Consider the following 20679-nt stretch of genomic DNA (forward strand, 5'->3'; position numbering starts at 1 on the left):
TTCCATATATAAGGCGCGGCCAGAATCGCGACCAAAACATACATGACGGGGGGGTGACAGTCATGATCGTCGTCGAAGACGTTCACAAGCATTTCGGCGGGTTTCGGGCCGTCGACGGGGCGACCCTGCGCATTGAGCCGGGCTCCATCACTGGTTTGATTGGCCCTAACGGCGCCGGAAAAACCACTCTTTTCAACGTGATTGCGGGGGTTCTCGAACCGACATCGGGCAAGGTAACGATGGATGGTGAGGACATCACCGGATTGCCGCCGCACGAATTGTTCCACAAGGGGCTGCTGCGCACCTTCCAGATCGCGCATGAATTCTCGTCCATGTCGTGCCGGGAAAACCTGATGATGGTGCCGGGTGGCCAATCGGGCGAAACCCTCTGGAATACATGGTTCGGGCGCAAGCGCATCGCAGACGAGGAACGCGCGCTGCGGGCCAAGGCGGACGAGGTGCTTGAATTCCTGACCATCGAACATCTGGCCGACCACAAGGCCGGTCAGGTTTCGGGCGGTCAGAAAAAGCTGCTCGAACTGGGGCGCACGATGATGGTGGACGCCAAGATCGTCTTCCTTGACGAGGTCGGAGCTGGCGTGAACCGCACCCTGCTCAACACGATCGGGGATGCGATCATCCGTCTGAACAAGGAACGCAACTATACCTTTGTCGTGATCGAACACGACATGGATTTCATCGGCCGCCTCTGCGACCCGGTCATCTGCATGGCCGAGGGCAAGGTTCTCGCCGAAGGCACACTGGACGAGATCAAGGCCAACGAACAGGTGATCGAGGCCTATCTCGGCACGGGTCTCAAGAACAAGGACAAGGTGGGGGCATGAGCAACGGCGAATATGGCGACCGGGGCAACAAGGACGCCTCGATCACGAATGCCAAGGGCGGCGGCGAGTTGCGCCCCTCTGTTGGCACGGGCAAGGAAATGCACACCCAAAACGCATTCCTGATCGGCGACAGCATGACCGGCGGCTATGGCAAGAATGGCCCGGACATCCTGCATGACTGCACCGTTTCCGTTGATCCCGGCGAAATCGCGGTGATTGTTGGCCCGAACGGCGCCGGCAAATCCACCGCAATGAAAGCTGTCTTCGGCATGCTGGACCTGCGTCAGGGGTCGGTGCGGCTTGATGGCGAAGACATCACCAACCTCTCGCCGCAGGACCGCGTGGTCAAGGGTATGGGCTTTGTGCCGCAGACCAACAACATCTTTGGCTCGATGACGGTGGAAGAGAACCTTGAAATGGGCGCCTTCATCCGGCGCGACGATTTCACGGAAACCATGGAACAGGTCTATGACCTATTCCCGATCCTGCACGAAAAACGCCACCAAGCAGCCGGGGAACTCTCCGGCGGTCAGCGTCAGCAGGTCGCCGTGGGCCGCGCGCTGATGACCAAACCCAAAGTGCTGATGCTCGATGAACCCACGGCGGGCGTGTCGCCAATCGTCATGGACGAACTCTTTGACCGCATCATCGAAGTCTCGCGCACCGGCATCCCGATCCTGATGGTGGAACAGAACGCCCGCCAGGCGCTCGAAATTGCCGACAAGGGCTATGTCCTTGTACAGGGTGCCAATGCCTATTCGGGTACGGGCAAAGACCTTCTGGCGGACGAAGAAGTCCGCAAATCGTTCCTGGGGGGCTGACAAATGGACTTCCTCAACGCCATCGTGGCGCTTTCCAACTTCGTGATCATCCCCGCGGTCGCCTATGGCAGCCAGCTGGCGCTGGGCGCTCTGGGGGTCACACTGATCTATGGCATCCTGCGGTTCTCGAACTTTGCCCATGGCGACACCATGGCCTTTGGCGCGATGATCGCCGTTCTGGTGACTTGGTGGTTCCAGTCGATGGGCGTGAGCTTTGGCCCCCTGCCCACGGCGCTACTGGCCCTGCCCATTGCCATTCTTGGCACCATGGCACTTGTCCTGTTCACGGACCGGGTCGTCTATCGCTTCTACCGCGAACAAAAGGCCAAGCCGGTGATCCTCGTCATCGTGTCCATGGGCGTCATGTTCATCATGAACGGACTCGTGCGCTTTATCATCGGCCCCAATGACCAGAAATTCGCCGATGGCGAGCGCTTCATCATCTCGGTCCGCGAATTCAAGGCCATGACCGGGCTGCGTGAGGGGCTGGCCATCAAGACGACACAGGGCATCACCGTGGTCGTCGCGGTGATCTGCGTTGCGCTGCTGTTCTGGTTCCTGAACCGAACCCGCACTGGTAAATCGATGCGCGCCTATTCCGATAACGAGGATCTGGCCCTGCTGTCAGGCATCAACCCCGAGCGTGTCGTCATGTACACGTGGCTGATCGTGGCCGCGCTGGCCACCACGGCGGGTGTGCTCTATGGGCTCGACAAGACGTTCAAACCCTTCGTCTATTTCCAGCTTCTACTGCCGATCTTTGCCAGCGCCATCGTGGGCGGACTCGGCAGCCCGCTTGGCGCGATCGCCGGCGGCTTCGTGATTGCCTTTTCCGAGGTCACAATCACCTATGCGTGGAAAAAGGTGCTGGTCTACCTGATGCCCGAGAGCCTCGAGCCTTCCGGCCTCGTGCAACTGCTGAGCACGGATTACAAGTTCGCGGTCAGCTTCGTAATCCTGATCGTGGTGCTGCTCTTCAAGCCCACCGGCCTGTTCAAGGGGAAATCGGTATGAGCGATACAGTGAAAAACACCGCGCTGTTTGCGATCATTGGCGTGCTGATCCTGATCACCGGGATCATGCAAAGCTGGAACTCGGCCCTGTTGATCCTCAACATGGGGCTGATCTCGGCCATCATGGCGCTGGGGGTGAACCTGCAATGGGGCTTTGCGGGCCTGTTCAATGTTGGTGTGATGGGCTTTGTTGCGCTCGGCGGTCTGGCCGTCGTCCTCACCTCGGTTGACCCGGTGGGCGAGGCCTGGGCGGCAGGTGGCACGCGCGTGGTCATCGGACTGCTGGCCGGCGCGGGCACAATCGTTGCCGCCGTCATGGCCTATCAGAACCTCGCGCCGGGGCGACTGCGCAGTATTGTCATGATTGGCATCCTGCTGGGCGGCTTCTTCATCTACCGCGCGATCTTCGATCCCGGTGTCGCCGCTGTTGAAGCGATCGACCCGGCGGCCACGGGCTTTCTTGGCGGGCTTGGCCTGCCGGTGCTTCTGGCCTGGCCTGTGGGCGGTTTGCTCGCGGCAGGCGGTGCCTGGCTGATCGGCAAGACGGCGCTCGGCCTGCGCTCGGACTATCTTGCGATTGCCACGCTGGGGATTGCGGAAATCATCATTGCCGTGATGAAGAACGAAGACTGGCTGGCGCGCGGCGTGAAGAACGTTGTCGGCCTGCCACGGCCCCTGCCCTACGAAATCGACCTTCAGCAATCAGCCACGTTTGTCGAGCGGGCACAGGGTCTGGGTCTGGATCCCGTCACCGCCTCGACCCTCTATGTGAAACTGGGCTATTCGGTGCTGTTCTCCATTGTGCTGCTGGTTATCTTCCTGATGGCGCAGGCCGCGCTGAAATCACCCTGGGGGCGGATGATGCGCGCCATCCGCGACAACGAGGTCGCCGCCGAAGCCATGGGTAAGGACGTCACCCGCCGCCATCTGCATATCTTCGTGCTTGGCTCCGCAGTCTGCGGGATCGCCGGGGCGATGATGACCACCCTTGATGGTCAGCTCACGCCGGGCACCTACCAGCCTCTGCGCTATACCTTCCTCATCTGGGTAATGGTGATCGTCGGCGGCTCGGGCAACAATCTGGGCGCGGTTCTGGGCGGCTTCCTGATCTGGTTCCTCTGGGTGCAGGTCGAACCGATCGGACTTTGGCTGATGCAGCTGATCACGAGCGGCATGGCCGAGGACTCGGGCCTGCGGCAGCACCTGATCGACAGTGCGGCCCATATGCGGCTCCTGACCATGGGGGTGATCCTCCTGCTGGTCCTGCGGTTCAGCCCGCGCGGCCTCATCCCCGAGCGCTAAGAAAATCAAAAGGGCGCCCCACAAACCGGGCGCCCTTCTTCCTTTTGCCAGAAAATATCCCGGGGAGTCTCAGCTTGCTGAGACGGGGCAGCGCCCCATCCCGCGCGCCCCTTGGGCGTGCATATCCTGTGCGCCTGTAAGGCGCTCCAATGGATCACCGTCCCTTGAACAACCCGCCCAGGATGCCGCGCACGATACGCCGTCCCGTGGTGCCGGAGAGTTCCTTGACCACCATCTTGGTCAACGCTTCGCCGTATGTATCATCCGCCCGCACCCGCAAAGTCCGCGACGATGACCGGCTTACCCGCTTGCCCGAGTATCGCCGTGCCGCGTTGAATTCGCGATGGGCCGCGTCCATCTCCTCTTCCCGCGCCTCTGCCTTCTCGGCTTCCGCTGCCGCCTTGTCGGCTCGTTCGCGCAGGATTTCGTAGGCGGATCTGCGATCCACCAGCTTTTCGTATTTGCCCGACACCGGCGAGCAGTCGATCGCCTGTTTTCGCGTGTTCACGTCAAGCGGGCCCAGCTGCGATGAGGGCGGGCGGACAAGGGTCCGTTCCACAATGCCGGGCACGCCTTTCTTCATCAGCATCGACGTGACTGCCTCCCCGACACCGACCTCGCGGATCGCTTCCTCGGTTTCGAAACACGGGTTGTCCCGATAGGTCTCGGCAGCCGCACGCAGCGCCTGCCGGTCCCGCGCCGTGAACGCGCGCAGCGCATGCTGCACCCGGTTGCCGAGCTGACCGAGAATATCTTCGGGAATGTCGTCCGGGTTCTGGGTGACGAAATACACGCCCACCCCCTTGGAGCGGATGAGCCGTGCCACCTGTTCAACCTTGTCGACCAGCGCCTTGGGTGCATCTTCAAACAGCAGGTGCGCCTCGTCAAAGAAGAAGACAAGCTTGGGTTTGTCGGGGTCACCGACCTCAGGCAGTTCTTCGAAGAGCTCTGACAAAAGCCATAACAGGAAGGTCGCATAGAGCCGAGGCGACCCCATCAGCTTGTCCGCCGCCAGGATGTTGATCCGACCCCGTCCATCAAGGTCGGTCCGCATGATGTCGCCAAGGTCCAGCGCCGGTTCGCCAAAAAGCTTGGCGCCACCCTGGTTTTCCAGAACCAGAAGACGGCGCTGGATGGCGCCGATCGAGTTGACCGACACATTTCCATAGCGAAGCGCCAGCTCTGCCCGGTTCTCACCAACCCAGACCAGCAGGGCCTGCAAATCCTTGAGGTCGAGAAGCGGCAGCCCCTGTTCATCGGCAAGACGGAACGCAATGTTCAGAATACCTTCCTGCGCCTCTGTGAGTTCCATCAACCGCGCAAGAAGAAGCGGTCCCATCTCGGCCACCGTGGTGCGCACCGGATGCCCCTGTTCCCCGAAAAGATCCCAGAAGGTGACCGGGAATGCCTCATACACATAGTCGTCAAAGCCGATCTTGACGGCGCGTTCCTGAAAGGCGGTATGCAGCTTGAAATCTTCCCGACCGGCCGCGGCCAGCCCCGAGAGATCGCCCTTCACATCGGACAGGAACACCGGCACCCCAGCCGCAGAAAAACCTTCTGCCAGTATCTGCAGTGTCACGGTCTTACCGGTGCCCGTGGCGCCCGCAATCAAACCGTGCCGGTTGGCATACTTGAGCGTAAGTCCCTGTTTTTCAGCATAGTTTTCGCCGCCACCCCCAACGAAGATCTTTCCGTCCATCGCCACCAGTCCTCACGTCAATTGCATCGTCACGCATTCAAAATACATTCTTAACCATTCTCTGCCAGCCTGTTCTGCATTCCGGGACCATGTCTTCCATGTTCTGGAATGACTTCCTCCCTGTCAGACTGGGCCGTGCCAAGGGCATGGCCGTTTTTTCGTGGAAAATCAGGAAGGAACACAGTTTTCCGGTTGACGCTCTCCGTGATTCTGCGTAGCTATTCGTCAATGAATAAGTCGGCCAGTCCGACGGGGAGTGAAAATACCGGAAAAGGGGCCCTCGGGCCCCTTTTTCATTGGCTCGTAATGGCTGGCACCTGCGCGCGGAAAACCGCCAGAACGCCATACAATACCCCAGGCTTTACCCTGACATTCGCATCCGGGCGTGCTAAGCGAAGACAGATTCAATCAACCACACGGGAATCCTCATGCCCAAGCTCAAACTTCTTCTCGGTGCCGCCGCAATCTCTCTTCTGGCTGCCCCCGTTCTGGCTCAGGGCGTCGGCTCGTTGTCCGATGGCTCGCTTGCCATGGGACAGAAAGTCGAAGCCGCGCCGGCACCGTCGGATGCCGAAGACATCACTGTGGAGCAGATCGGCGACTGGTCGCTGCAATGCGCGAAATCCGGCCCGGAACCCCGCCCCTGCCGCATGTATCAGTTGCTCAAGGACAACGCCGGCAATGCCGTGGCCGAGGTGACGCTTTACAAGCTCAAGACACCCGCTGGTGAAGCGATTGGTGGGGGCACCTTTGTTGTGCCGCTTGAAACCCTGCTGACGGGGCAGCTCACCGTGGCGGTCGATGGCGAAAATGCCAAACGCTACCCTTATGCATTCTGCAACCCGGTCGGCTGTTTTGCCCGCATCGGCCTGACACAGGAAGATGTCGATGCATTCAAGTCGGGAAGTGTTGCCAAGATTGCCATCGTCCCAGCCGCCGCGCCAGCGCAGGTCGTGACCGTGAACATGTCGCTGAACGGCTTCACCAAGACCTATGACAGCGCGAACCCGGTGCAGGAATAACTTGCCCAAGGCAAATGCCAAAAGCACAAAGGCCGCCCCGGACCGGGCGGCCTTTTCATTTGAAACATTCCAATAGCCTCAGATCCGGCGCAGCGCCAACACCGCGTTCAGGCCGCCAAAGGCAAAGGCATTGGAGAGCGCAACATCCACATCCGCGTCGCGGGCCTCGTTCGGCACGACGTCCAGAGCGCATTCAGGATCGGGTTCCTCGTAGCCAATTGTGGGCGCAATCACCCCGTCCCGCACCGCCATGATACAGGCCAGAAGCTCGACAGCCCCTGTGCCGCCGATCAGATGTCCGTGCATGGACTTGGTCGACGAGATCATCAAACGATCTGCATGCGGTCCGAACACATCGGCCACGGCGCTACATTCGGTCTTGTCATTGGCGGCTGTCCCGGTGCCATGAGCGTTGATATATCCGACCTCGTCCCGGTTCACCCCAGCATCCTGCAACGCGCCGGAAATGGCCCGCGCCGCGCCTTGCTTTGAGGGCATCACGATATCCGCCGCATCCGAACTCATCGCGAAGCCGATCACTTCGGCAAGGATTTCGGCGCCGCGTTTGCGGGCGTGTTCCATCTCTTCGAACACAAACACCCCGGCGCCCTCGCCCTGAACCATACCGTTGCGATTGGCCGAAAACGGGCGGCAAGCGTCCTTGGACATCACGCGCAGACCTTCCCACGCTTTGACCCCGCCAAAGCACAGCATCGATTCGGCCCCGCCGGTGATCATGACCGGAGCCGTGCCAGACCTGACCATCTGAAACGCCTGGGCCATGGCGTGATTGGAGCTTGCGCAGGCGGAGGCCACGGTAAAGCTGGGCCCCTTGAGATTGAACTCCATGCTGACATGGCTTGCGGCGGCGTTGTTCATAAGTTTCGGAACAACAAAGGGATGCACCCGGTTCTTGCCGTCCTCGTAGACTGTGCGGTAATTCTCGTCGAGCGTCTGCATGCCACCGCCCGAGTTGCCAAGCACGACACCGGACTTGGCGGACAATTCACCGGAAAAACTCAGGCCCGACTGCGCCATGGCTTCGCGCGCGGCCACAAGGGTGAATTGGGTAAAGCGATCAAACAGCGCCATTTGTTGACGGTTGAAGATATGTTCCCCTTCGAACCCCTTGACCTGAGCCCCGATCTTGACGGCGAGCCGGTCGACGTCGCGCATCTCGAGTTCACCAATGCCACAGCGGCCTTCGCGCATGGCTGCAAGCGTTTCGGTCACGTTTTGCCCCAGCGCGTTGATTGTACCCGCCCCGGTGATGACGACCCGTTTCATGCGATATTCCCGTTCACGATTGCTCGGCAATCAGTTTTTCGATCCCGGCAATGATGCTGGCCACGGAAGAAATATCAAAATCGCTTTCCGTGGGTTCATTTGCATTGAACGGTACCGAGATGTCGAACGCTTCTTCGATGGCAAAAATGCTTTCCACAAGACCAAGGCTGTCGATCCCGAGATCTTCCAGCGTGTTGTCCAGTTTCACGTCCGAAGGTTCCAGCACGGCCTGTTCCGCGATGATTTCGATAACCTTGTCCTTGACGCTCATGACGTGTTCCTTTTGCCCGATCTGCGGCTTGATTTAGTCATTGGACCCGCTTTTTGAAACAGCTTTTTGAAGCGCGGCCACCTGTTTGGCCAACCGCGGCAATCTGCGCAATCCTTTGTACATATCCAGATGCGTGTCCATCTTGACCGCAGGGTATCCCAGCACGACCTGCCCCGTGGGAACCTTGGTCATGATCTTGGACGCGCCCCCCGCGATCACGTTGTCGCCGATCCGGGTATTGTCGGTGATGCCGACCTGTCCGCCAAGGACCACGTTGTTGCCCACGGTGGTCGACCCGGCAATCCCGACCTGTCCGGCAAACAGGCAGTCATTCCCGACCACCACGTTATGCGCAATATGCACTAGGTTATCGATCTTGGTGCCGTTGCCGATCCGCGTATCCCGAACTGTGCCATAGTCGATACATGTGTTGGCGCCGATTTCGACGTCGTCGCCAATGGTCACGGCGCCCAGCGAATGAATACGCGCCCAGCTCTGACTTTTGACCTCTCCCTGGTCCCCCAGCGTCTCGCGCACTTTCTCGACACCGGATTCTTCCGGCGTCACGAAGGACATGCCATCCGCGCCGATCCGCGCGCCCGGTTGCGCACGAAACCGCGCTCCGATCGTGACCCGCGCCCCGACCGAGACATGATCCCGCAGATAGGCATCCGGTCCGATCACGGCGTCCGCGCCGATATGGCAATGCGGGCCGATCACGCTCTTGGCACCGATGCGCGCGCGCGGACCGATCACTGCAAAGGGGCATACGGTCACCTCCGCGCCAATAATGGCTGTGGGGTCAATCACCGCGCTCGGATGGATACCTGCCGGAAAATCCTGGCCGGCGTCCATCATGGCCGTCAGCGCACCCATGGCAAACCGCCCACGCGGCGCAACAATGGCCGCTTCAAGACCCAGCGCCTGCCAGTCCGCACCGGGCCAGAGAAGCGCTACGCGCGCCCGCCCCTTGGCAAGACCTTCAACAAATTTCGGATTGGTCAGAAGTGCTAGATCGTCCGGACCTGCCATAGCCGGTTCCGACACACGCTCTACAACGATATCCGTCTGCCCAAACGCTTCGGCATCCAAGGCGGATGCGATGTCGCGAACCGTGTATGCCATGCGTCCCCCGGTCATCATTCCGGGGCGTGTTTAGCCTTGATGGCCGCGCAACACCACCCCTTCATTGGCCAGTGCCGCCCAGATCTTGGCGTCACGCCCATAGACGTCGCGGCGATACTGAACCGGTCCCTTGGGCTCGGTATAGGCGGTGCGATAGATGATATGCACGGGGATTTGCGTTTCGAGGTCGACCTGTGTTTCCCGGTTGGTCTTGAGTCGCTGATGGAAATATTCCTTTGGGTTCTCGACCTGCTTGGAAAGAAGCGTGTAGGCGAACTCGAACGGCTGGTGCAGGCGGATGCAGCCATGGCTGTAGGCACGAACTTCGCGCGCGAAGAGGTTCTTGGCCGGCGTGTCGTGCAGGTAGATGTTGTGCTTGTTCGGGAACATGAACTTGACCAGACCAAGCGCATTCCGGTTGCCAGGTGCCTGCTTCATGTCGAACGGGAAGTTGCGGGTATTGTACTGGCTGAAGTCAATATTGTCCCGGTTCACCGTGCGCCCGCGCGAGTCGATCAGCCGCAAATGCCCTGCCGCGTTCGGATTACGCTGCATCATCGGCAGGTATTCCTTGGTCGCGATCGAGCGCGGGACGTTCCATGTCGGATTGATGATCATGTGCTCCATCGTGTCCGAAAACTCGGGGCTGCGACGATCCGACTGGTTCTTGCCCACCACCGAACGGGTGCGGAACGTCAGCTTGCCATCATCGTATACCTTGGCTGTGAAGTCGGTCAGGTTGACGATGATCTCACGCCCCTGGTTGGCGCGGCCAATCCAGCGTTCCCGCTCCATGGCCACCAGCACGGATTTCAAACGCGCATCCGGGGATTTGTTGATCTCGTCGATGGTGCCCTGCCCCGCGACGCCATCAACCTCAAGACCGTGTGCGATCTGGAAGGCCTGCACCGCCTTTTCCAGCGCACGGTCATAGGTTGCCGTTGCGCTGCGTTCCATGAACCCCATCGCGATCAGACGATTGCGCAGGGCAATCACTTTCGGCCCATTGTCACCCGGTTCAAGCTTGCTCGACGGCACTTTCGGCCCCCAGCCACCCTGAGCCATCAGCCGCTCCAGACGCAGGCGTTCTTTTTGCAGCCGCAGGTATTCCGGCGAAATCGGGGCAAGCTCCTTAAGGAAACGTTTGGGTTCGGCGCTGGCGGCAAATCCTTTGATCATGTCAACACGGTCGCGCCGTTCGACCTCGCGCACGATCCCATCGTCAATCTGCGACGGCACCAGCATGCCCGAGGAGACATCCCGCCCATATTTCAGAAACGCCCGCGTCAGCGCCACTTCGACAAGCCCCAGATCACGCGCTGTCCGGGCATTGGCCATCTGTGCCACGAGCCTGTCCACATCATAACGCGCGGCTGGCAGCCCATGATCCTCGACCCGCACCAGCGCCGCGATCAGCGCCTTGCGCCGCGCCTGGTCCAACTCACCCGGTCCAGTCCAGACCGGCGCATATTTGTTTCCGCGGTAAAACGTGGCCACATCCGCATCGCGTGAGGCAGCTTCGGCGATCGCCTGCTTAAAGGCCGTGAACGCCTGAGCGGGCTCTGCAGTAAATACTGACAGGCTGAGAAACAGACCGGCGACCAAAAATGTAAAACGGGGCCGAAGCGCGTGAAACATGGAGTTTTCCTCGTGCGGGAACATAATTTGTGCAAACATCTTTGAAACTACTTTTCCCCCAGTCCAATCACAAGATCGCCAGAACAAAAAGCCCACGCCAAGTGTTGCAATCTGGGCGCGGCACCGGAACCACATCCTTCGCCTATTAAGCAAATTTTTGCCGAATTCTGTTGATATGCCCAAGTGCGCGGAAATGAACGCTTGGTGCACGAATCGGAATATGCCATAAAACGCGCACATCTGGGGATGAAGACATTGCCGCGTAACATCGCGGTGGCAGGTAGCGACGGGACAGGCGCTTATACTATGACTCAACATAGCTCTTTGAGCATGACCAGACGTGGCCTGTTGGCCGCCTTTGCCGCCACAACAGTGGCAGCAGCCCCCACCTTCTCGAATGCAGCAGGTTTCCTGCGTGGCGGCGGCGACATCCGACGCATCCGGATGTATTCCGGCCGCACGGGGGAACGGCTCGATACGATTTATTGGGTGGAAGGCAACTACATCAAGGACGCGGTCAAGGAAATCAACGCTTTCATGCGGGACTGGCGCACCAATGACGTCAAGACCATGGATATCCGTACCATCGACATCATGGCCGCCGCGCACAACCTTCTCGATGTCAACGAACCCTACATGCTGCTTTCGGGCTACCGCAGCCCGGCCACCAACGCCATGCTGCGCTCGCGCTCGCGCGGTGTTGCCAAGAATTCATTGCACATGAAGGGCCAGGCCGCCGACCTGCGTCTCGGTTCGCGTTCGGTGAACCAAGTGGCCAAGGCGGCCAGCGCCTGTCGTGCCGGTGGCGTCGGACGGTATTCCGGATCGAACTTCGTGCATATGGATTGCGGCCCGGTCCGCACCTGGGGTCGCTAAGCGACCACCCTATCACCGAAATACTCTCTGTCAGGGCGCCCACAGGGCGCCTTTTCATTTGTCTGACACGGCTTGGGCGCCAAGGATCAGGTCGAACTTGACCCGCACAGCGCTCAGCTCCTTGTAGAAGTTGAGCAGTTGGCGCCATGGATCGCTGATCCGTTCAAGCGCCGCGATCGAGGCGACAACCGTCCCGATATCGCTGCGCCCTTCCATCATCAGCAATCCCCCGATCATCAGAATACCCACCAAACCAATGCCGTTCAGCAGGTTCATGGCGAACTTCATCGACAGCTTGAGACGGAAAATTCCTCGCCGGGTCGAATAGATTTTGTCAAAATCATCCATTACTGCCTGCTGTGCTTCTTTGATCTGCGCAATATCCTCTTCCGAAATTGCCGATGTGGCCCCCCGAAGGATCAACGTGCGTTCCTTGACCCTGCGATTCACTTTTTCCTGCAGCAATAGGACGATCACCGCCTGCGGCACGACAATTGCCACAAGAAACAGGCCCAGATAGGGCTGCGTACTGGCAATGTAGCTGATGACCGAAACAAGCGTGCCGACCTGAAGCAGCGGATTTGCAATCGCGGTTCCGGCAAACCGACCCACCTCTTCGGATTCGGCGGCTATGATCGTTGTCAGCGTGCCCATGTCGTCAAGCTGTTCAGGCACCACTTCCTGATGACGCGCGCCATAGATGCGCTGGCGGATCATGCGAATTGTCGCCTCGCCCAGAATCGAGCTGCGATAGTTCAACAGGAACTTGAAGATGTTCGAAATCACGATGACGCCGAGATAACCCAGGCACAGCAGCGTCAGGGTCTCGACGTCGAGATCGGGGCCAAGGCTGTTGATGATGTCTTTTTGAAAACGAAGGGGCGCAGCGGCAAGCGCGGCGACGGCCAACGACAGAACGATTAGCAGAATTTGCGCCTTACCGGTATGGAGCCAGATACGTTTGTAGAAATTCAGCATGGGCGGGTCCTTGGATCTGAGGCGACCATAGGCCAAGGACCGGACCAATGGCCAGCCACAACGCTCTTGCTTCAAATGAGGGAAAATGGCGCACCTGAGAAGCGTTTGAACGCGGTGCGCCACGGTGCATAGTGGGGATTTTATGCCTGACAATTCAATCTGTTAGCCCCTACCACGCACCACCATGCACCGTTATGCCCTTGCGTTGGGTGTACCCCGAGGTGTACCCCGTCTACATGGCTTTAACGAATCGAAACCTCACCACCCTGCCCGCTGGGCTTCATGCCGACTCAGGTGTTCACGGCGTCCGTGGCCTGTATCTGAAGGTCTCCCCCGCTGGGTCTCGCTCATGGATCGGACGAACGAAGATCGAAGGCAAGACCCACAAGTTCGGTCTCGGTCCCCTGCGCGAAACACCCTTGCCCCTTGCCCGTGATCGTTGGGTGCGAATACGACAACGCCTGTTTGACGGCGAGACACCTGCACAGATACGCGGCAAGTCCGACGAGACCCACCTGTTCAGCTATCTGGCCCATGCGGCCTACGCGGCCCGCAGCGCCCGTATGAAGGGCAGCAAGAAAGATCAATGGCTCACCAGCCTAGAGAGCCACATGGGCGCGCTCTGGCACCGCCCCATCAGCGAACTGACGACACCTGTCCTGATGGACCACCTTGCGCCTCTGGTGCGCACCAAGACCGAGACGGCGCGCAAGGTCGTCGGTCGGATCAGTATCGTCTTCAAGCAGGCCGATGCACTGGGCATCACTGTCCCCAACCCTGCCCCGGCGTTGCGATCCGCATTGCCTTGGCCGAAGCGATCCAAAGATCATCATGCCGCCGTGGATCGTGCCGACGCGCCCCGTGTGTTTCAGGATATTCTCGCCAAGAACACCACGGCATCCGCAATTCTCGCCGTAACGATCCTGACAGGCGCGCGGGCCGGGACGATCCGGCAATTGCGCCCCGAGTGGATCAAGGACGGCGTGATCATTGCCCCGCCCGAGGCCATGAAATCAGATGTGGCGCATCACTACCCCCTGACCCCGGTCGCCCGCGCCATCGTTGATCACTGGGCCAGCATGGGGGGCGATGTCGTGTTCCCGTCGCGCAGCGGCGGACCCTTGTCCGACATGGCGATCCTGAAGCTTCAGAAATCCATCGCGCCCGACACGACTGTGCACGGCTGGCGCTCGGTTTTGACGGACTATTTGCGCGACGAACATCACGTTGGGGAAGACATCATCGACGCGACTTTGGCGCATTCCAGTCGGGCCGCGCGGGCAGCTTACGCGAGGTCAACTTTGTCGGAGCGCCGCCTGCTACTGCTTTGTAAATGGGAAGAATTCTTGCAATCCACCATTAACCTATAGGATTAAGTCCTATAGCTAACCCATTGTAACTATTGACGAATCGTTCCCCACGAAGCGATACAATTCCCTATCAATCACGATAGGAGTGAAACAATGCGTATGCTGACGACGCTTGAAAAAGCACGGGAACTGGGCGTCACGGACCGGGCGCTGAAGAAGTGGCGCAAGGAAGGAAAAGGCCCGCCGTTCAAGAAGTTTGGCAAGTCGGTCCGGTACTATCCCGAAGTCCACCCGGAACTTGGCGAAATCGTTCAGGACGAAGAGGTGAAGTCATGAGCGAGATAAAATACTGCAAGGTGTGCGACGAAACGCTGCAACCTCGGGTGATGGATGGTTTCTGCTGCCGATGTGCAGAACAACGGAAAATCGTCGCAGAGGTGAAGTCGTTATATGGTGAGGGACCACTTGCCGCAGAAGTGTTGCGGACGTTGTTGAGTCCAAAACCGACGATCCCCGCGACCCGCCCCTTCAAAGCCATTCATGTATATAGTGATGGGGGGCTGATGACTCAGTCCATTGTTGCTTGGGAACGCAACAATGACGGGAGTTGGTCCCCCATGGTGTTGGATGCCGGACTCGGGCTGTATGTTTTGGACGACTATCGGGAGTTCGTCCTGTTGGATGTGGATACCGGAACAGCGTCTTGGGCGCTTGGAACCTACGACAATCTGGAAGAGGCGCTTGCCGCCAAAGCGAAGGGGGTGCGGTATGATTGAACACAATGGCTGGCTCTATGCCCCCGTCACCATGAAACATGGTTTGCCGGAATACATCCTTGCCGAAGCGGCCCGAGTATCGGGGCGCTTTGAGGCCCGAAACGGTCTGACTCTCACATCCGCGTATCTTTGGGACATCGCGGTGATCGCGGGCCTTTTGCGCGAAGATCAGACCGAGCGGGCCACGCTTCACGCGCGGGCCGTCATCAACCGGACCAAGGCGCGCAAGTACGAGACCATTATCCCGGTGCAATACACTGGTGATAAGGTGACACGCCTGCCGAATGGACCCGTGGCAGAAGTGAAGTTGCTGGAAGAATGGCGCGGTTCTTCCCTGACCACTGCTATGTTTCGCAATCTTGTGGTGATCTGGCGACGCCTAGAACGTGGCGAATTCTTCGAAGCGTTGCAGGCCGCGCTGACCGTGATCGGGGGTGTGGAATGAATATCCCTGACATCATCCGAAGCCATGGACTCACTGCCCTTCCCGGCTGGCACCTTCCAATCAATCACATCGACACCGAAAAGGACGGGGAAGTATACCTGATCGGTACGGACGACATGTCGTCCGGCGTGATGTTCGTAAACTGCAACGGCCCGAACGAACTAATCCTTCCGCTTGAGTCACGCACTGTTCATGTGGGTGAAGGATATTGCCTTGTCTCTCCCGAAGACGACCCGTGGGCAAGCCACATGTGCATCATCACGGGCGACTACATTGATCCGAACCTGTTTGTTGCACTTCGGGATCGTGGCGACACCATCGCGCGATATTGGGGGCCAAACCTGTTCTACATGTCACACATGTTCCAAACCACACGGCCCGACGTGTGGCGCGCGAAATATGGGAGTGTGGAATACGAGTTCATAGACAAAGGCCACTGGTACATCGACCTGTGCTAGACTCAAGCCCGCGTCCATGTGAGATTGAGGGCAAGGAATCACACAACAAAAGACATGGAGTGTGATCCTTGCCTGTCTCCAAACCTGTCAAAGCTTTCGGGCGCACGTGGCCGTCACAGCGCGAACTGTGCCGTGCCTATGGTGTGAACACTGGCTCATTGACCAAGCGGCGCAAGCGCCTGCCTGACGTGTCGGTGCAGGTCCACGTAAAGGAATTGCGCGCCAAAAGGAAAACCCGCCGAGCCTGACTACTCGGCGGGTTCTTTTGTTTTCATCCAACCACGAATGAAAAGGTATGACTGAAATGAACCTACCCACAATCGACGCATCATGCAATGCTTGGAACATGCCAATGTGTTCGGGTCTCGGGCAGTACGATAGCCGCGCCGATCTGTTGAGCAACGGAACCCCGAACAATTCCCCGATGAAGGGTCTCGCCTACGACACGATCACCGGGGCGCAGATCGTGGATATGGTGGTCAATCCACCTAGTGTGGACAAAGCATCGGCCCGCTGGGTGATCCCGAGTTCGATCCACTCGAAGGACGCACGGACCCACCACCACCAGAACACCCACGGCGTCTTCTGGATGATCCCCTTCGACTTCGATGTGGACCCACCCTCATTGGAAAGAGCGCGTGATGCGATCCTGTCGATCTTCCCCGGCGCGTATCTGGTGCAATTCACATCCAGTAGCGCCACGATGGAGAAGCCGAAGTCGCGGGCGTTCGTCTATCTGGCGCACCCGATCATCGGCGCGGATTACGGCGACACGATTGATGCGGTCTACGACATCTTGGATGAAGACCACGGCATCAAAGCAGATCGCGCCCTGCGACGTACCGCACAACTCATTTACCTGCCCAACCGTGGCGCTTTTTATCAGCACCAGATCACCAATGGTCACGCCGTCGTGCTGACCGACGATCATCCGGTCATTGTCCGGCGCGAGGCGAACCGGGCCGAAGCCGCAGAAGCGCGCCGTAAGGCCGATGCGATCCATGAGCAAAAGCGGGCCGAGTTGGAACGTCGACGGGCAGCGGGCGAGACCTTGCCGATTGATGACTGGAACGCCCAACACAGGCTAGAAGATGTTCTGGAACGCTATGGTTACGAACAGGGCCGCATGGGGCGCTGGAAGGCACCACACAGCGAGTCGGGCAGCTTTGCCCTCTACACCTCAGAGGACGGTCGATGGACCTATTTCGGCGCGTCCATGGCAGGTGTCGGCATGGCGGGCAAAGGGTGTCAGCACGGGGACGCTTTCGACCTGTTTTTGCATCACGAACACAATGGCGACCGGAACGCGGCGCTGCGCTCGTTGGACACACCAGAGGCCGCATTCACACGCACCCTGAACGGTGCCTTTGCCGCCGGGATGCCAGAGAAGGCGACGATGCCGCCGGGTGTTGTTTCAATCCCCGAGGGCGAATGGGTCGATTTGGTGCTGGATGACAAGGGTCTCCCGGTTGCGAATTCGGCCAATGTCGCCGCCTACATCCGCAACGAGGCGATCTGGAACGAGTGCTTTGCCTATGACGCCTTCAACGAGCGTCCGGTGGTCCTGCATCCGATGCCGGGGGACAATAACAAAAAGGTGCCGCGCTTCTTGGAAGATCACGATTACATCTCGACCTTCCACTGGTTCCAGCGGTACGTCTTCCCCCGGATCGCCAAGGGCAATGTGATCGACGCCGTTGATATTGTATGCCGCAAGAACACATTTGAGCCAGTGCAGGATTATCTGCGCGCTTTGCACTGGGACGGCGTATCTCGAATCGACAATTGGCTGTTCACCTATGCTGGTGTCGACAAAAGCACCGACGACGCGATGATGACCTATCTCACACAGATCGCGCGCAAGTGGTTGATCAGTGCCGTCGCGCGGGCGATGGACCCCGGATGTCAGGTCGATCACGCGCTCGTGCTGGAAGGGGCGCAAGGCAAGGGTAAATCCAGCTTGTTCCGGGCGCTCTGCCCGACTGAGGACTGGTTCGGGGATGCCCTGCCAGATTTCCACCACAAGGATGCCAGCGAATACATGGCGGGCAAGTGGATCATCGAAATGTCCGAATTGACCAACGTGTTGAAGTCGGAAGTCGAAGACATGCGACGATTCCTCACACGCCGGGTCGAACAATTCCGCCCCAGTTACGGACGCAACGAAGTCACCCGACCACGGCGCGCGGTGTTCTGTGGATCGACCAACCGGGGCGATTACCTGAAGGACGCGGAAGGTGAGCGCCGCCTGTGGATCGCGCGGTCCATCAATTCGATGGATGTCGCAGGGTTAAAACGGGATCGCGACCAGATTTGGGCCGAAGCCTATGCGGCATACGTGGCCAAGGAACGGTGGCACCTGATGCCGGAGGTGGAAGCCTACGCGCGGACGATCCAGCAACAACGCGTCCCGATTGATGAATGGAAGCACGAATTGTCCCTGTTCTTGTCGGACAAATTTGAGGTGACGGTAAAGATGTGTTGTCACGCCTTGGGGTTGCTGGAACACGGGAAGCGCAATTCCAAAGTCGAGAAAGAAGTTGGTGCAGAACTTCGCAATCTCGGTTGGGTTTATGCGGACAGGCAATACACCCGCGAACCGTACAAGGGCCAGCTTGTGTTTGTACGCCAAAGCCTATAGCAAATCAGGGGAGTAGAACAGAATGGTAGAACAGGCTGTTCTACTCCCTATAGCGAAAAACCTATAAGTTAGTAGAACAGAAAAGTAGAACACACTAAAGACTCTCTGTGGATTCAGTATCCATATAAATCAATGACTTAGCATTACTAATACCTATACAATTTAGTACTATATAAGTAGAACAAGGTCTGTTCTACCGACAGTAAATTTTACAATATGGTCTATTAGGAAAAGGGTGTTGTGTTCTACTCTCGACTGGAAAAACCTCTATAACCCAACCCCTGATCAACACTGGCTATAGCGCGACCCGCTATCCCCGACACAACCACGAGGGCGGACCGAAGAGGGGTATAGTGTAAGTCCCTAGCCCCGGCTCCCCATATCCATCTCGACAACCAGCACCACCCCGGCACCACCCCGACACCAGCCAAGCACCAGACCGAGGTCAGAGCGGGATCGGCTCGACGGGGGGCGGGTGGGTCGTAACCGAAGCTTTGGGGTGCGGAACCGCACGGGGGAGTGAATCTCAAAAACGAACGGGCAAAATGACTTGACGGTCTCTTGCTTGCGTGGGGTAATATAGCACCCCATTCCCCGCGCGCCCCGACGCGGATTGCTTGGACTGAATCTGATGGAAACAGAATTATCCAGACTCATCGCAGAAGAACGCGCAGCAGCGGCGATCCAACATGCGCGAAGGATGATCGCGCGCCATGTCGGCGCACCGACGGTCTACGAGCGGCTGGATTTCTACACACATCAGATCACGTGTCTGGAAACCACCATCGCCTTCACCACCGCGCGATCTTCCAAGGACATTTTTGAAAGATGGAAGGAAGCGTATGAATCACATTGACGCCAAAGCTTGCGCCCGCCTGTGGAGCGCAGCACTGGCGGCGCAAATAAAGGCCGCGCGTGGTGGTGATCGCGCGGCGGTACATTGGCTCCAAACCAGCGGCCCGCCCGTCGCCGCGATGATCGGGATCGACCCGGATGTCATACAAGATATAGCGGTAGATATTATAGCTAACCACTAAGTCTTGATCGAATCACCTACATCATGCACCCTGCGCAGGACGGGCCGGGTGCGAAGAAGTTCCCTCTGCTGATCCGCTCGGTCTCGTCAAACCACCCGAACCATGGGACCGAGATATGACACTGACCGTCCGCACCGCGCCGACATTGGCCCGCAAGCTGATCAAATCCACTGGATATGTCCGGCGAGAACTCGCAGCGGCAAGCAAGGCCGAACAAGCAGGCCGCGAAGGCGCGACCGAGACCAGACAAAAAATCACATCCATATTCACCGACCGCTTGAAAGCCGCAGAGCAGGCCGTCGAAGATACCCTCTCCCTTGCCGAAGAATTTGAGGCCGCAGTCCATATCCTGCGCTTCAAGCAACCCGGCGCTTTCCACCCGTCGCCCGTCATCGGGGCGGCAAAGCGGTGTCTGGCGTTGGGTTGCACCAATCCTGTTCTGATCGAAAAGCTGGAACGCGCCGCAGATCGCGCCCGAGACGCCGCAGATCGCGCCGAGAAGCGCCTGACGGATGCCGAGGCCGATCTGGACGCAACGGCGCTTCACGGCGAATTGCTGGGCGCATTGCCCGCGTGTGACTTCGATCCACAACATCCCGACATCAAAGACCTGCGCCAAAAATACATGGCCGCAGCGAACGCATCTCGAAAGGCCCGTGCATGAGTGAGTACCGCAACCCCTATCGCCGGAAAGAGGCCGAACCCGTCCTGACCCAAGCGCAAATGCAGGTCATCGCGCAAGCGATGGGTCAATTGATCGTCAAACACGTGAAGCCTCTTCGCGACCGCGTTGCAACCTTGGAAAAGACGCTGGAACACGCGCAGGCCGATGCCGAGGCAGCGCTCGAAAAACAGGCCGATGAATTCACACTGGATGATCTGAGCGCCATGGCCAAACGAGCAACGGAGACCCGACATGCGAAATGATCACAAACTGCGCGCCGCGATCCGCGCCGATTACACACTGGCAAAAGCCAAGCTTCTCGCCGCCGGATGTTCGGTCGTGGATGCCAAGCGAGAAGCCGCATCCTTTACCCGGCGCGTCTGGCGCTCCGTGGCCGAAGAAAAGTCCATCACCGGACAAAACCGCATTCGGAGCGCCCTGCGCGCCGTGATCACAGGAGACTGAACA

At 58.8% G+C, this 20679-nt stretch carries 23 protein-coding genes; 17 read left to right on the plus strand and 6 right to left on the minus strand.

Going from position 1 to position 20679, the window contains the following annotated elements:
• Window positions 1-62: 62 nt before the first annotated feature.
• Genes BMZ35_RS12570 through BMZ35_RS12585 form a run of 4 tightly spaced genes read left to right on the plus strand, consistent with a single transcriptional unit; the run spans window position 63 to window position 3981 of the window.
• Window positions 63-845 (plus strand): ABC transporter ATP-binding protein, encoded by a 783-nt coding sequence (locus tag BMZ35_RS12570; RefSeq protein WP_093094214.1) that lies wholly within the window; start codon window positions 63-65, stop codon window positions 843-845.
• Window positions 842-1666, plus strand: a complete 825-nt coding sequence (locus BMZ35_RS12575; protein ID WP_093094215.1) for an ABC transporter ATP-binding protein — start codon at window positions 842-844, stop codon at window positions 1664-1666. The genes BMZ35_RS12570 and BMZ35_RS12575 overlap by 4 nt, the downstream gene beginning before the upstream one ends.
• A 3-nt stretch (window positions 1667-1669) precedes the next feature.
• The gene (locus BMZ35_RS12580) at window positions 1670-2680 is read left to right on the plus strand and encodes a branched-chain amino acid ABC transporter permease (protein WP_093094216.1); all 1011 of its coding nucleotides are present in this window, start codon (window positions 1670-1672) and stop codon (window positions 2678-2680) included.
• Window positions 2677-3981 (plus strand): branched-chain amino acid ABC transporter permease, encoded by a 1305-nt coding sequence (locus BMZ35_RS12585; protein WP_093094217.1) that lies wholly within the window; start codon window positions 2677-2679, stop codon window positions 3979-3981. The genes BMZ35_RS12580 and BMZ35_RS12585 overlap by 4 nt, the downstream gene beginning before the upstream one ends.
• 154 nt (window positions 3982-4135) lie before the next feature.
• Here the strand turns inward: BMZ35_RS12585 and BMZ35_RS12590 are convergent, their stop codons facing one another.
• Entirely contained in the window at window positions 4136-5683 is a 1548-nt protein-coding gene (locus BMZ35_RS12590) for a helicase HerA-like domain-containing protein (protein WP_093094218.1), read from the minus strand.
• Between the two features lie 428 nt (window positions 5684-6111).
• Here BMZ35_RS12590 and BMZ35_RS12595 point away from each other — a divergent pair, with 428 nt between their 5' ends.
• Window positions 6112-6705, plus strand: a complete 594-nt coding sequence (locus tag BMZ35_RS12595) for an invasion associated locus B family protein (protein WP_093094219.1) — start codon at window positions 6112-6114, stop codon at window positions 6703-6705.
• 78 nt (window positions 6706-6783) lie between these two features.
• On the opposite strand, the gene BMZ35_RS12600 is transcribed toward BMZ35_RS12595, so the two are convergent.
• From BMZ35_RS12600 to BMZ35_RS12615, 4 genes are read right to left on the minus strand one after another with little or no spacing between them, the layout of a single operon-like run.
• Window positions 6784-7992, minus strand: coding sequence for a beta-ketoacyl-[acyl-carrier-protein] synthase family protein (locus tag BMZ35_RS12600; RefSeq protein ID WP_093094220.1), 1209 nt, complete (start codon window positions 7990-7992; stop codon window positions 6784-6786).
• Between the two features lie 13 nt (window positions 7993-8005).
• Entirely contained in the window at window positions 8006-8263 is a 258-nt protein-coding gene (locus BMZ35_RS12605; RefSeq protein ID WP_093094221.1) for an acyl carrier protein, read from the minus strand.
• A gap of 33 nt (window positions 8264-8296) precedes the next feature.
• The gene (locus tag BMZ35_RS12610; RefSeq protein ID WP_093094458.1) at window positions 8297-9388 is read right to left on the minus strand and encodes a UDP-3-O-(3-hydroxymyristoyl)glucosamine N-acyltransferase; all 1092 of its coding nucleotides are present in this window, start codon (window positions 9386-9388) and stop codon (window positions 8297-8299) included.
• A gap of 30 nt (window positions 9389-9418) precedes the next feature.
• Window positions 9419-11026 carry a L,D-transpeptidase family protein gene (locus tag BMZ35_RS12615; protein ID WP_207502968.1) on the minus strand — a complete coding sequence of 536 codons (1608 nt, stop codon included), beginning with the start codon at window positions 11024-11026 and terminating at the stop codon, window positions 9419-9421.
• Window positions 11027-11356: 330 nt separating this feature from the next.
• On the opposite strand from BMZ35_RS12615, the gene mepK reads away from it, so the two are divergent.
• Window positions 11357-11902 (plus strand): peptidoglycan L,D-endopeptidase MepK, encoded by a 546-nt coding sequence (gene mepK, locus BMZ35_RS12620; protein ID WP_242654784.1) that lies wholly within the window; start codon window positions 11357-11359, stop codon window positions 11900-11902.
• A gap of 54 nt (window positions 11903-11956) precedes the next feature.
• Here mepK and BMZ35_RS12625 read toward each other — a convergent pair whose 3' ends face one another.
• A complete protein-coding gene (locus tag BMZ35_RS12625; RefSeq protein ID WP_093094222.1) occupies window positions 11957-12880 on the minus strand; it encodes an ABC transporter transmembrane domain-containing protein in 924 nt (307 codons plus the stop codon).
• A 236-nt stretch (window positions 12881-13116) separates the two neighbouring features.
• On the opposite strand from BMZ35_RS12625, the gene BMZ35_RS12630 reads away from it, so the two are divergent.
• The 11 genes from BMZ35_RS12630 to BMZ35_RS12670 all read left to right on the plus strand — a co-directional run bounded on the left by BMZ35_RS12630 (window position 13117) and on the right by BMZ35_RS12670 (window position 20676).
• Entirely contained in the window at window positions 13117-14250 is a 1134-nt protein-coding gene (locus BMZ35_RS12630; protein WP_165610074.1) for a tyrosine-type recombinase/integrase, read from the plus strand.
• 93 nt (window positions 14251-14343) lie between these two features.
• Complete coding sequence (locus BMZ35_RS20775) at window positions 14344-14526, plus strand: MerR family transcriptional regulator (RefSeq protein WP_131814372.1); 183 nt, start codon at window positions 14344-14346, stop codon at window positions 14524-14526.
• Entirely contained in the window at window positions 14523-14966 is a 444-nt protein-coding gene (locus BMZ35_RS12635) for a hypothetical protein (RefSeq protein WP_093094224.1), read from the plus strand. The genes BMZ35_RS20775 and BMZ35_RS12635 overlap by 4 nt, the downstream gene beginning before the upstream one ends.
• A complete protein-coding gene (locus BMZ35_RS12640) occupies window positions 14959-15411 on the plus strand; it encodes a hypothetical protein (RefSeq protein WP_093094225.1) in 453 nt (150 codons plus the stop codon). The genes BMZ35_RS12635 and BMZ35_RS12640 overlap by 8 nt, the downstream gene beginning before the upstream one ends.
• Entirely contained in the window at window positions 15408-15869 is a 462-nt protein-coding gene (locus BMZ35_RS12645) for a hypothetical protein (RefSeq protein ID WP_093094226.1), read from the plus strand. The genes BMZ35_RS12640 and BMZ35_RS12645 overlap by 4 nt, the downstream gene beginning before the upstream one ends.
• 304 nt (window positions 15870-16173) lie before the next feature.
• The gene (locus BMZ35_RS12650) at window positions 16174-18510 is read left to right on the plus strand and encodes a virulence-associated E family protein (protein ID WP_165610075.1); all 2337 of its coding nucleotides are present in this window, start codon (window positions 16174-16176) and stop codon (window positions 18508-18510) included.
• Window positions 18511-19141: 631 nt separating this feature from the next.
• Entirely contained in the window at window positions 19142-19366 is a 225-nt protein-coding gene (locus tag BMZ35_RS20780) for a hypothetical protein (RefSeq protein ID WP_131814373.1), read from the plus strand.
• Window positions 19353-19547, plus strand: coding sequence for a hypothetical protein (locus BMZ35_RS20940; protein ID WP_093094228.1), 195 nt, complete (start codon window positions 19353-19355; stop codon window positions 19545-19547). The genes BMZ35_RS20780 and BMZ35_RS20940 overlap by 14 nt, the downstream gene beginning before the upstream one ends.
• Window positions 19548-19662: 115 nt before the next feature.
• Complete coding sequence (locus BMZ35_RS12660) at window positions 19663-20211, plus strand: hypothetical protein (RefSeq protein ID WP_093094229.1); 549 nt, start codon at window positions 19663-19665, stop codon at window positions 20209-20211.
• A complete protein-coding gene (locus BMZ35_RS12665) occupies window positions 20208-20474 on the plus strand; it encodes a hypothetical protein (RefSeq protein WP_093094230.1) in 267 nt (88 codons plus the stop codon). The genes BMZ35_RS12660 and BMZ35_RS12665 overlap by 4 nt, the downstream gene beginning before the upstream one ends.
• Complete coding sequence (locus tag BMZ35_RS12670; protein WP_093094231.1) at window positions 20464-20676, plus strand: hypothetical protein; 213 nt, start codon at window positions 20464-20466, stop codon at window positions 20674-20676. Before BMZ35_RS12665 ends, BMZ35_RS12670 begins: the two co-directional genes overlap by 11 nt.
• The last annotated feature ends 3 nt before the right edge of the window (window positions 20677-20679 follow it).

It is taken from the genome of Shimia aestuarii, assembly GCF_900114635.1.
GTDB classification, from domain to species: domain Bacteria; phylum Pseudomonadota; class Alphaproteobacteria; order Rhodobacterales; family Rhodobacteraceae; genus Shimia; species Shimia aestuarii.